10 protein-coding genes are annotated in these 12882 nt (G+C 45.6%); 6 read left to right on the top strand and 4 right to left on the bottom strand.

Annotated features, from left to right (window positions below):
• Positions 1-52 precede the first annotated feature (52 nt).
• The gene (locus ACF8OV_RS23220) at positions 53-1924 is read right to left on the bottom strand and encodes a fructose-specific PTS transporter subunit EIIC (RefSeq protein WP_025524218.1); all 1872 of its coding nucleotides are present in this window, start codon (positions 1922-1924) and stop codon (positions 53-55) included.
• 267 nt (positions 1925-2191) lie between these two features.
• On the opposite strand from ACF8OV_RS23220, the gene ACF8OV_RS23225 reads away from it, so the two are divergent.
• Both ACF8OV_RS23225 and ACF8OV_RS23230 read left to right on the top strand, forming a co-directional pair.
• Positions 2192-2494, top strand: a complete 303-nt coding sequence (locus ACF8OV_RS23225; protein WP_005463048.1) for a PTS fructose transporter subunit IIB — start codon at positions 2192-2194, stop codon at positions 2492-2494.
• 8 nt (positions 2495-2502) lie between these two features.
• On the top strand, positions 2503-3279 hold the full coding sequence (locus tag ACF8OV_RS23230; protein WP_025524219.1) for a PTS sugar transporter subunit IIA: 777 nt from the start codon (positions 2503-2505) through the stop codon (positions 3277-3279).
• 34 nt (positions 3280-3313) lie between these two features.
• Here ACF8OV_RS23230 and ACF8OV_RS23235 read toward each other — a convergent pair whose 3' ends face one another.
• Positions 3314-4156 (bottom strand): helix-turn-helix transcriptional regulator, encoded by an 843-nt coding sequence (locus tag ACF8OV_RS23235; RefSeq protein ID WP_006742228.1) that lies wholly within the window; start codon positions 4154-4156, stop codon positions 3314-3316.
• Between the two features lie 385 nt (positions 4157-4541).
• Between ACF8OV_RS23235 and ACF8OV_RS23240 the strand changes: the two genes are divergently transcribed.
• Together ACF8OV_RS23240 and manA are read left to right on the top strand one after the other, a co-directional pair.
• Positions 4542-6449, top strand: coding sequence for a fructose-specific PTS transporter subunit EIIC (locus ACF8OV_RS23240; RefSeq protein WP_025524221.1), 1908 nt, complete (start codon positions 4542-4544; stop codon positions 6447-6449).
• Between the two features lie 91 nt (positions 6450-6540).
• The gene (gene manA / locus ACF8OV_RS23245) at positions 6541-7758 is read left to right on the top strand and encodes a mannose-6-phosphate isomerase, class I (protein ID WP_373897127.1); all 1218 of its coding nucleotides are present in this window, start codon (positions 6541-6543) and stop codon (positions 7756-7758) included.
• Positions 7759-7838: 80 nt separating this feature from the next.
• On the opposite strand, the gene ACF8OV_RS23250 is transcribed toward manA, so the two are convergent.
• Complete coding sequence (locus ACF8OV_RS23250; protein WP_203504255.1) at positions 7839-8534, bottom strand: hypothetical protein; 696 nt, start codon at positions 8532-8534, stop codon at positions 7839-7841.
• A 476-nt stretch (positions 8535-9010) separates the two neighbouring features.
• On the opposite strand from ACF8OV_RS23250, the gene ACF8OV_RS23255 reads away from it, so the two are divergent.
• Positions 9011-9661 (top strand): HAD family phosphatase, encoded by a 651-nt coding sequence (locus tag ACF8OV_RS23255; protein ID WP_203504256.1) that lies wholly within the window; start codon positions 9011-9013, stop codon positions 9659-9661.
• 312 nt (positions 9662-9973) lie between these two features.
• Complete coding sequence (azu, locus tag ACF8OV_RS23260) at positions 9974-10426, top strand: azurin (RefSeq protein WP_005463034.1); 453 nt, start codon at positions 9974-9976, stop codon at positions 10424-10426.
• Between the two features lie 67 nt (positions 10427-10493).
• Here the strand turns inward: azu and ACF8OV_RS23265 are convergent, their stop codons facing one another.
• Positions 10494-12539, bottom strand: coding sequence for an EAL domain-containing protein (locus ACF8OV_RS23265; protein ID WP_203504257.1), 2046 nt, complete (start codon positions 12537-12539; stop codon positions 10494-10496).
• Positions 12540-12882: the final 343 nt, after the last annotated feature.

The following is a 12882-nucleotide window of genomic DNA, read 5'->3' on the forward strand; positions in this document are numbered from 1 at the left end:
AACCGAAGCAGTCAGCAGGGTTATTAAGGACAAATTTCTCAGAAGTAAAATGCTAAGACACTCTACGTGCTTGCAACAAAGCCGTAGCGTTCAACATGGCATCCTTGGTCGTCACATCCAACACTTTTATTTTTCGAAAACGTTCCGGTTCTTTGATCGCGACATCATGAGCAAAGATCACAAACTTCGCTTTCTCGATGTCTTTCTCGGTAATTCGGTTGATGACGCCATTCGCCCCTTGGGTTTCGACTTTAATCTTAATGCCGAGTGCACAAGCCGCTTTTTCCAATGACTTCGCCGCTAAGAACGTATGTGCCACACCTGATGGACAAGATGTAACCGCCAAAACATCCGCCTCACCTTCGCCTTGAACAGAACCATATACTTGAGAATGACCTGTGTAGCTCTCATCTTCGGTGACGGTTTTCTTTAGTGCAATCACGATCAATGCCGTGGTAACTGAGCCCGCAATCGTGCCGATGATGTAACCAATTTTTCCATCCACAACAGGGAGAACAATCCAACCGCCCCATGGTGCATGGTTCATTACGTGGAACATAAAGCCAATCACGTTACCGACAATGCCACCAGCCACAATAGCGGGTAACACTCGTGCAGGGTCGCCAGCGGCAAAAGGAATCGCACCTTCGCTAATACCGATCATCCCCATAATACCTGCGGCTTTCCCCGCTTCGCGTTCATCTCGCTTGAATTTACTCGGCGCCAAAAACGTGGCTAGTGCCATACCCAATGGCGGCGTACAAATCGCAATACCGACCCCGCCCATCAACCATGGTTGCGTGTTCACTTGGGTTTGAGCAAACAACGTCGCCACTTTGTTAATTGGGCCGCCCATATCAAACGCGGTCATTGCCCCAAGCACAGTTCCGAGCATTACTTTGCCTGAGCCCGCCATGCCCGTCAGCACTTCGTTCATGGTGGTCATTGCGCTGGCAATCGGAGCACCTATCACCCACATCACCGCGCCACAAGTAACAAACGTCCCCACTAGCGGATAAATAAAAATCGAGCCAAGCGAACTCATGCTGTCTGGTAGCTGAATTTTCTTTAATAGCCAAACGACAAAGCCAGCAAAAAAGCCGACCACAATTGCACCTAAAAAACCCGTATTGTAATGACTGACCGCAATCCAAGACCCTATCATACCCGGTGCAAGGCCCGGCTTGTCGGCAATGGAATAAGCAATGTAACCGCCAAGAACAGCAGTAAACAATGTCAGGCCAGCAATCCCCATTTGGGCAATATCGGCCAAAATTCCTTCTTGTGGTACACCACCGTGACCAGAGATCATCACCGACAATGACAACAACACACCGCCCGCAACGATAAACGGGATCATATGGGATGTGCCAAACAGCAAGTGCTCTTTAATGCGGCCAAGTTTTTGCGCCCAAGGGCTCAGGGGTTCTGATGCAAATTCTAAAGAAGTTGGGAGAAATTCATTGGATTGGGTTTGAATATCAGTCAGCATCTCAAGCGCTTCTTCTCGCGATTGAGCCAACTTGAGCTTTTCAACAAAGCCGTCTTCGATAATTTTGGTGGAAATTTGTGCCAATACTTCAATGTGATGATGATCATCACCATCTGGGGACGCCAGCATGAAAAACACATCGGACAGCTCGCCATCTTCGGCGCCATAATCAATCCCATTACGGCTGATCCCGACCGCGACAGCCGGTTTCGCTACAGCATCACTTTTGGCATGAGGGATCGCAATACCATCATCAAATCCTGTGTTACCGATCTCTTCTCGTTTCCAGATATCTGCCAAGAACTGGCTTTGACTATTGAGCTTGCCGGCGGCCTCTAACATCTCGACCAGCTCTTTGAGCGCTTCATCTTTGGTTTGAGCTTTTAGATCTAAACATATCGTTTCCAGCTCAATTAGGTTTGTGATGTCCATTGTTTTACCTTCCAATATTCACGCTCGAATATATACCCAAGTGAGTTTGAGATACAGGGTCCCCTGGCTCGTATGCGTTCCTACTCATTTTATTTGGGCATAGATTAACCAGTGCCTACCCTTTGATATATAGGACTAAAAGTGCATTAACTGGATTAATGTAACATGAGATTCAAACTGTGATAGAGCTCTTGCGTTAATCCAGCTCAAATCAATTCAATCTGCGGTGGCTGTGCTAATATCCACAAAAAATAAAATGGATAGAACATGAAAATCGTAGCGGTGACAGCATGCCCTACAGGCATCGCTCATACTTATATGGCGGCAGATGCACTAATGAAAGCTGCGCCAAAACATAACGTGCAAATTAAAGTAGAAACGCAAGGTGCGATGGGGATAGAAAATCAGCTCACTCCGCACGATATCGCTCAAGCGGATCGGGTTTTGATCGTGTCGGATATTGAGATAGAACAACCAGGCCGATTCGAAGGGACGCGCAAAATTCAAATCCCCATTGAAGAGGTTTTGCTGAACGTCGACAAAGTATTCCTCGTCCACTGCCGCGACTAAATTTGCAGATGAACGAATACCAAATCACCTTTTTCGTCGATAATGCAAATGCCAGTGCGCACCTTGCTCAGCCACTCAATCGAGTGGCAAAGAAGTTCAAAAGTACCTTACATATCATTAATGTAACGCAAAATCGTGTTGCGGAACTCACCAAGTCCGTGGCGATTTTTCAAGCAGGTCTACAACAAGGTGATTTGTGTCAAATCACAGCGATTGGCATTGACGCAGAGCTGGCCTGCTTCGTCATCAAAGACATGATTGCTGAACACTTTACGGTGGTGGGATCTCATATCAACTATGAGTTTTCTAGCCAACTGGCCGAGCGTTTACCGCAAATTTGCCCACCTTGTGAAATCAAATGGCACTACGCCAAAGCACATACCGAGCTCACCAAGTTTGAATGCCTTAAAGGATTAGCTCAGCTGATCCACCCCATTCATCCTGACGAACTGATCCTTGCTTTTATTAAACGTGAAGAACGTTCATCAACTTGCGTGACTCCGGGGATCGCTCTACCGCATGTGATGTTTTCAGGTGTTGACCATATTTCTATTGCCGTTATTGCAAATGACAAGTCGATGGATTGGGCTTCAAAGATGGGTGATGTTCATCTGGCTATAGCACTGGTGATGCCAGAAAAGCCGACCAGAGAACAGATCATTGCGGCCACTAACCTCACACGAAATCTGCTTACCGATCAAATGGCGGAACGCCTACTACTAACAAAAAGCAGCGTCGACTTACAAGCGCTGCTGATGTACGCCATGTCGAGGCTGCTCGCCTAAACTTCTCTATGATTTACGCACTCTGACTGAAGGTTTAAATCGAACCACGATATTCCGTCGGCGTTCTGCCTGTACGGTTCTTAAATACTCGGCAGAAATAGTTCACGTCTTTAAATCCACAGCGCACTGACACGTCATTGAGTTTGAAGTTGTATTTCTTGAGCATAAACTTCGCACGATCCACTCGTACCCAAGTAATGTAGTCTGCCAAGGTCATGTGCCCCTGCTGACGGAACAAGCGCGACAAATGGTTCGAGGAAATACTGAATCTCGACGCAATGCTGTCACGTGTGATTGGGCGATGGAAGTTCTCTTGAATGTAGATGCAAATCCCTTGATAGAGATCTTGCACACGGCTATGTGACTGCTGCTCGACTGGTGCATCCAACATCGTCTTCGCGTATTGCAGTAATGCTTGCAGTAAAAGCTCATCCATTGGTTTTTTAGTATTCTCACGAGCCAGTGAGCTCAACGCTTCTAAGATGTTATCTATCGCAAATCCTGAGCGTGTTTGGATGCTATGCTTTTGAATATCGTAAAAGTTTGCCTCACCTTTGCGTTTGCTCACCAAACTTAACCCAAGTTGTCGACGCCCAAACAAAATACTTAACACTGAGCAATCGGTATCCCAGTCTGGTTTATTCCAACAGTTAGGTGGAATAAATATCGCGTCGCCTTTTTTAGCAACGATGTGCGTTACTTTTCGATCATGACTTTCCATTTCATTAATATATTCCCCATCCAGAACTAACTCTAGGCGAGGGAAATTAACTTGATAGCTAAATTCAGGCGGCGTATGAAAATCTCCTGCAAACCAAATATTATGAAATGGCTCTCTTTCATTTAATACCGCTGAAATTAAATCATGAAAAATCATTGTCTCACACTCTATATATGCATCAATGATGCTATTTACTATAGATATACACCGGACTGGACTTTTGTGCTATTGAGCAAAATCACACTTCCATTTTTATGTTACAAAAATCCAGTTAACGCATCAATTTTCCAGTAACAAAAACTCTATCAATAACACTCAATCCCTTTTCAAATGGGAGCAAAGCCACATTTCACTTATCGTTTGGCTTCTTATCCATCATGTCACAGATATACAGCTAGATTTGTCCAGTGAACGATCTAAATCACACTATAGTTAGTCGGTTACAATCCTCCAGTAAATGCATTTTTTCTTCACTACAGTCTTTTCATCAGTAATTTAAAAATACCCCTGAAATAAAAATTATATTTATAGGGGTTCGACAATGATCACCAAACTAATAAATGAAGACTTAATTAAGCTTGATCTTAAAGCGTCTTCAAAAGAAGACGTATTTAAAGAACTGGTTGCCGTTCTTCATGCCCAAGGTCGTATTTCTGACCAAACACAATTTCTTGCAGATATAAAAGCACGTGAAGAATTAGGAAATACCGGATTTGAAGATGGCGTGGCAATTCCACACGCGAAAAGCGCCGCTGTGATTGAACCGGCGGTTGTGATCGGCGTAAGCAAATCAGGTATCGAGTACGGCGCAGAAGACGGTTTACCTTCAAAACTGTTCTTCATGATCGCTTCTCCAGACGGTGGCGATAACCACCACATCGAAGTACTTGCAGAACTGTCTTCAAAACTGATTGAAGATGGTTTCATCGATGCGTTCTTAGACGCAGCAAACAGCCAAGACGCACTGGCACTCCTTCTTGCTAAAGAAGAACCGCAACCAGTGACAGATGCTCCAGCGAACCAAGGTTTCATCATTGGTGTTACTGGTTGTCCTGCGGGCGTTGCTCACACCTACCTAGCAGCAGAAGCGCTAGAGAAAGGCGCCGCGGCGATGGGTTACGAAATCAAGGTTGAAACGAACGGTTCAATCGGTGTGAAAAACAGCCCAACCGCAGAAGAAATCGAGCGTGCAGATGCCATCATCGTCGCATGTGACAAGCAAGTTGACATGAACCGCTTCGCGGGAAAACGCGTGGTTAAAACCAACGTAAAAGCCCCAATCCGCGATGCTCAAGGACTGATTAATGAAGCGTTAAACGCACCGACGTACCAAGCTGAGTCCAATGGCAATACGCAAGCGTCGGTTGCCGACAAAGCTTCTCAAGCTCGTTCTGACTTATATCGCTACTTGATGAACGGCGTATCACACATGATCCCATTCGTCGTAACCGGTGGTCTGCTGATTGCCCTTGCTCTTGCTGTAGGCGGTCAGCCAAGTGAAGCGGGCATGGCGATTCCTGAAGGCAGCATGTGGAACCAAATCCTCAATGTCGGTGTGGTTGCCTTTACCCTGATGATCCCAATCCTTGCCGGTTACATTGCTTACGCGATTGCTGACCGCCCAGCTCTAGCTCCTGGCTTGATCGGTGGTTGGATTGCAAACAACGGCTCATTCTACGGTGCAGACGCTGGTACAGGCTTTATCGGTGCCATCATCGCCGGTCTGCTTGTGGGTTACTTCGTGAAGTGGATTACGTCGATTAACTACCACAAATTCATCCAACCTTTGGTGCCAATCATGATCGCACCAATCACAGGTTCGCTATTCATCGCTGGTCTCTTCATCTTCGTTATCGGTGCGCCAATCGCAAGCCTAATGGACGGTCTGACTGCGCTACTAACTAGCATGAGTACAGGTAACGTCGTTCTACTGGGTATCGTGCTTGGTGGTATGGCTGGCTTCGATATGGGTGGTCCATTCAACAAGGTCGCATTCCTATTCTCTGTGGGCATGATTGCGAGCGGTCAAACTCAATTTATGGGTGCGATGGCGTGTGCAATCCCTGTTGCTCCTCTAGGCATGGCACTGGCAACGGCGCTTGGTCGTAAGTTCAACCTGTTCGAAGAATCAGAAACCGAAGCGGGTAAAGCAGCAGGTGCAATGGGTCTGGTTGGTATCTCTGAGGGTGCTATTCCATTCGCGGCGCAAGATCCAATGTCAGTGATTCCTGCAAACGTACTTGGCTCAATGGTGGCGGCAGTAATGGCGTTCTCATTCGGCATCACCAACAGCGTTGCTCACGGCGGTCCCGTGGTCGCTCTACTTGGCGCGATGAACCACCCAGTCCTTGCTCTGATTTGTATGGCAGCTGGCGCAACGGTTACCGCAGTAACGTGTGTAACGTTGAAGAAAGTACGTAAAGCAAAAATGATGCAAGCAGCTGCTTAATCCCCCCTCCCCCAAATGGCTCCTATGGCTTGGGCAATGTCGCCCAAGCCATGATTTTCTCTCATGGTGACACTCTATGTCTGATTTAACGATGTCCGATACACAAACGATTCAAACTCAAGCTGCGCATCCGACGTTTTTCCTGATGAACAACGTGATTCAAAACTACGCTTGGGGCAGTACTACTTCTGTTAACCAACTGTTTGGCATTGAAAACCCAACGGGCGAACCACAAGCAGAAGTATGGATGGGCGCGCATCCAAACGGTTGCTCAGTGGTGATGGTAAACGGCAAGGAGACCAAACTCTCTTCACTGATTGCTCAAGACATGAATGCTTTTCTGAGTGAAGAAGTCGCAAACCGTTTTGGTGAACTTCCATACCTGTTTAAAGTGCTTGCCGCCGAGAAAGCGCTGTCGATTCAGGTGCACCCAAACAAGCAACAAGCAGAACTAGGTTTTGCACTGGAAGAAAAACAAGGCATTCCCCTAACCGCTGCAAACCGTAACTACAAAGATCCAAACCACAAACCAGAATTGGTTTACGCGCTAACCGAATACCAAGCGATGAATGGCTTCCGCCCAACAAGTGAAATCATCAGCTTCTTCTCTGAGCTGGCGATTCCTGAGCTGCAAGGCTTGGTGGATGACCTTATCGACAATCAAACTTCCAAAGGATTGGCGAGCTTCTTCTCCGGTCTATTGTCACTGGAAGGCGAACAGAAAGAGATGGCGTTGACGGTGCTATTGGCACAAGCTCGCATCACCGACTTGCCTCTGTTCAACCTGATCTTGGAGTTAGAAACGCAATACCCGGGCGACATTGGTTTGTTTGCACCCTTGCTACTCAACGTTATCACGCTGAAACCAGGCGAAGCGATGTTCTTGGATGCAGAAACGCCACACGCGTACCTGAAAGGGACGGGGCTTGAGATCATGGCGAACTCAGACAACGTACTACGCGCAGGTTTAACACCGAAGTATATGGACGTAAAAGAACTCGTTGCATGCACACGCTTCGAAGAAAAGCCATTCGACAACCTACTGCTTGCGCCAATCGAAAACGACGACATGTTGGAATACCCAATTCCCGTCGACGATTTCAAATTCGCGATTGTAAAACAAGCCAACCAACGAACGCTTGATGTAAGAACCGCAGAAATCCTGTTGCCGCTAGATTCCCCGCTCGTGATTACACACGCAAGTGGTGAAACGTGTGTAGTAGATAAAGGCCAATCTGTTTTCATCCCAGCTTACGCCAAACAATACACCTTGAATTGCGAAGGTCGCGTTGCACGGGCTTACAGTTGATTCAAATTGAAACAAAAACGCCTCGCAATTTAAGCGAGGCGTATTCTTTTTCACTCGAGCGATTTTTGTGGCGGTGATAATTAATTAAATATTTTCGGCATCAAACAAGAATTAATCTCGCTGTTGTTGTAGTTCAAAGTGTCCAGTAATTCACCTTGCACAGTCAGGTTCTTAATTCCCATGTGCCGCATATCAGATTCAGTGTAATACCAACCATTCGCGAGCGTTGAACGTTGACATGTATTCGTTCTCGTATGCCCATAAACGGTAATATTTGGATCCACTCCTACTTTGTTGTAGAACTCCGCTTCTTTAATTCGTAAGCGAGTAAGATAGCGATAAAACTGCTTTTCGTATTGCGAAGGAACCGATTGATCCCACATCTCGTCACTCTGATTCGCGCCACCATGCCACCCAATAAGCGCATCTTTTCCAATCACCACACTTTTCGCCGCAGGCAATATGTAATTCGCGCAAGCAGAAAAACACAATTGGCTGACGATCACATCCATATCGTTGTTTTTTATGAAGTGACCAAACTCGATCCCGACGCCAATATCACCACCACTACTGGTAATACGTAATGTTGTCACTTTCTGGTCACTATCATTCACAATTCTTATGGCTTCAAGCACGGCATCCCCGGTAATCATGCCGTCGTACACCAGCGTATTGCCTGTAATGGTTAATTGGTTTTGTGTCGGGAAAGCCATTTTTTGAGTCGCGCACCCAGATAACAAAATAGCTGCGGATATTAAACCGATTTTAAACTTCATCCTTAAACTCCAATACAAACCATTCACTTCGGACTTCATTAAAACGCTCTGTACTTTTTAAGCTTGAAGGAATAGTTATCGAGACATTCATATCTTAAACAACACTATTGTAGTGATAAAAAAACCATTCAACTCAATAACCTAAAAACCAAGTAATGAATTACGACAAGTTTCACGCTTTAATTAGAGATAGTTTTTATAAAAACTCTACGGGAATAATCCAAAACATTTAAACAATCAATATTTACAATAAATTAACCACGAAAACATAAACAGTACCAATAAAAATAATATTGATTAATTAGAATGATATACGCTGCGCTGTCACCATTTTTGTTTTAGAGCCATAAAGTCACCCTATCGAATAAGACCGCACCCGATTTATACAGCTGCGACAAACAGAAAAGTAAATTTCCGAGAAAATTACGTCGGCTTATGCCAGAATGTGTTCCCTCACTCAACAAGCCTGTAATGTAATGAAATACCAAGCTGCTATTTTTGATATGGATGGTTTACTTCTTGATACTGAACGCGTCTGTATGCGTATTTTCCAAGAAGCATGTGAAGTACAAAACCTTCCGTTTTATGAAGATGTTTACCTATCGATCATTGGCCGCAATGCGGCAGGAATTGAGACGATTTTCCGCAAAGCCTACGGCGAGAATTTAGACCGCCTGCATCTTGAATGGCGCACTCGTTACAACGCAGTTGTCAAACACCAAGCTATCCCTGTAAAAGATGGCGTTGTTGAGTTGCTGGAGTGGTTGAAAGCACAGGGCTTACCTATCGCAGTCGCGACATCTACCGCGAAAGAAGTGGCAAAAATCAAACTGGAATTAGCAGGGTTGAGCAAATACTTCGATAACCTAACGACAGGCTGCGAAGTGAACCACGGCAAACCCGACCCAGAAATCTATTTACTAGCAGCGAACCGTCTGGATGTAGAGCCAAGCCGATGTTTGGCCTTTGAAGATTCCAATAACGGTGTTCGCGCCGCTGTAGCGGCAAACATGATTACTTATCAAATTCCGGACTTGGTTGAACCTTGCGATGAGGTAAAACAATTTGGCCACGCTATCGTGCCTTCACTGCACGAAGTATTAGCCGAGCTTAAACAGACTCGCTAACCCTCCTCTGAATACGTTCTAAAGTCCAACGTCGACGTTGGGCTTTCTCTTAGTTTCTTACCCATCTCATATTCCCTCTCTTAATTGAATCGACTCCCTCAACCTACACGAATTAAGAATTGAGCCAGTTCACGCCACGAAAGAAAATCAGGTTGTTCAGTGATCAATCAGTGGAACGAACCAGTACAAGTTTGCAACAAATCGTCAATATACCGATTGAAGCACGTTTTTCGGGTCAAAACTGGCTGATAATGAGAACTATTGGACAAAAAAGTCCAAGTCAGCCCAAAACAACAAAATGGAGAGTGTTATATGTCTTTACGTATATTAGCAGCAACCTTGGCACTGGCAGGATTGAGCTTCGGCGCACAAGCCAGTGCCGAGTGTGAGGTTTCTATTGATGCTAACGATATGATGCAGTTTTCGACCAAAACATTGAGTGTTCCAGCAACTTGTAAAGAAGTAACGCTAACGCTCAACCACACTGGTAAAATGCCAGCGCAATCTATGGGGCACAACGTTGTCATCGCAGATACAGCCAACATCCAAGCGGTAGGCACTGACGGCATGTCTGCTGGTGCAGATAACAGTTACGTGAAGCCAGACGACGAGCGCGTTTACGCTCACACAAAAGTCGTTGGTGGCGGTGAAAGCACCAGCATTACATTCAGCACGGAAAAAATGACGGCTGGCGGTGATTACTCATTCTTCTGCTCATTCCCTGGTCACTGGGCGATCATGCAGGGTAAATTTGAGTTCAAATAATCGTTGAATTCAATTTGAGTGTGACTAAAGGGAAGCGCGTGCTTCCCTTTTTACTACGCGAATCGGGTCATGCTCTCTCATCCGATAAGTCTTGTCTCGGCATCGGTTTGGCCAGATAAAAACCTTGTACTTTGTCGACGCCACATTGCGCGACGAACTCGTATTCTGCTTGAGTTTCTACGCCCTCGGCTACGACTTCGCAGTTGGCAATGTGCCCGAGTTTAGCCACAATTCGGTATAACTCGCGCCCCTTTTCATCTGTGGCATCAAGCAGTAATGAACGGTCGAGTTTGATCTTATCAAACGGATATTTGAGCAAATGCGGAAACGAAGCATAACCCGTTCCGAAATCATCCATTGCGATGCGAATACCACACGCTTGCAGCGCGATCATCGTATTGGTCAACGACACTTTATCGTTTAACACCGCCTCTTCGGTTATCTCGATTTCTAACCAATCTGGGGACACGCCATAGTGCTCAAGTCGTCCTTGTAAGTGCTGAACAAAATCCGCTTGTTCGATCGTCGAAACCGAAATATTGATCGCAACTCGACGTGACGGCGATAACGACATTGTTTTCATGTCCGACAGCACTTTTTCGATGACCAACTTATCAAGTAGCGGCATGGCATCAAGCATTTGGAAATCACTGATGAACGTTGGAGGGCACAGTTTTCCCTCTTTGTCGATGTAACGAATCAGCGCTTCATAGGAGAACACTTTCTCATCATGAGTCGATTGTAGCTTTTGATAAAACATCACCAGCTCCCCTTCTCGCAGAATTGAAGTCAAACGCTTCTGAGCTGATGATTTGTTGATACTGTATATGTTTGAATCTTTCACGCTATTAAGCAGAGACTTAAACAGCGATTGTTCAATACCATTCAAAGCATTGTTCAGCCCGAATTGACTCGCGTGTTTGCCAGCATAAGCAAGATAAAAAGGTCGATAGATCAATACCCCTGCCGCGATCACTATCAGTTGAAGTATTGTGCCTTGAATATGATTTCCCATTGCGACATATCCACTGATTAACGGCGGCGTCATCCAGTTTACTATCTTCTCGACAGGATCAATGATACCCGACGCAATGCTGGCATAAGTGATCACGAAGCTCACCAAAGGCACCAGTACAAATGGGATGATGAGAATGGGGTTGAAAATGATCGGCAAACCAAACAGCAACACTTCATTAATGTTGAACATCACCAATGGCGCAGCCGCCAACGCCAACATGATGTGGTTGCGCTCTCTGGCAAAAATCAGGATACACAGAAGCAAACAGACGCTGTTTCCTGAACCACCCATAGACAAAAAGGCGTCGTAAAAACCTTGGCTGATAACGTTAAGCGACGCTTCGCCAGCTTGCCAAGCGCCCATGTTGGCTTCGGTCGCGGCGTATATCTGCTGCTTGATGGCAAACAACATGTTGTGAGCATTGATGCCCGTCGCCCCTAGCAACCCCAAAACGGTTTGATAGATTAAACCGCCTTCAAGCGTTAAAGGATCGACGCCGATACTGCGCACTGCGCCACTAAACCACACCATGATCGCCGCAGTGACGTGAGACAGGCTTACCGCGACAAGAACAAATACGAAAAAGTGCAAAACGTCTTTAAACAGCCGAGAAGTAAAGTCCAGTGCTTGGGGTTCAAGCAATTGAATTCTCAAATGTTTGCAGTACAAATACGACATCATGGCGCTGATCAGCGCCAACAGAGAGTTATTGGGCAACGTATACGTGGCGGATAGGCTTTCATTTTCTATCGACACCAAATAGAACATGATCAGCGAATAAATGATAAGCACCACGCTCGATACATTGGCTTTGTGCGACAAATAATATGCAGCAACCACGCAAAATGCCGTGGGATATAGGTTGATCAAAATGTCGGAAAGGTGGAAAAGCAGTAAGGAAACATCCCCCAAGCCCGCCACTCGAAATGCGTGACCAAGTAGAATAGCCAGCGCGTTGGATAATGTCAGTGGGAGAAGAAGTAACGCGATTGAAGCTAAGTCTGTTAAGTAAGATTTAGACCCAGCTCGCCATTGCTCTGCGATTACAGCCAGACGCTGAAAAGGGGCAAAGAAGAGTTCGCGGCGAGTTTGCATGGAGAGTTCTTTTGTAAAGTAGTTATCTTCAACTGCAGAAAATGCAGCCGTTAATACAACAGCCGAAACTCAGGCAAACATTGTTGATGGGTAATGTCGTTTTTCGTATTAAGGTCAAACAATGGGTACTAAATGCCAAAAACAGCACGGAAAAGTTGCCAACTTAATTTAGCGACTATACATCGCTCGATCCAATGAGATTATTGACCTTCACGACAAACAAAAGGCATACATAACTTATGGTTATTACAGAAATTACCACTTACTCATAAAGCTCATTTGTTCCTCTTTTTATATAACTTTCGATGAACAACTTAGTAATAATGCTAAGCACAAGCAAGCA

Source organism: Vibrio sp. GLN_1 (assembly GCF_043106015.1).
GTDB lineage: Bacteria > Pseudomonadota > Gammaproteobacteria > Enterobacterales > Vibrionaceae > Vibrio > Vibrio parahaemolyticus.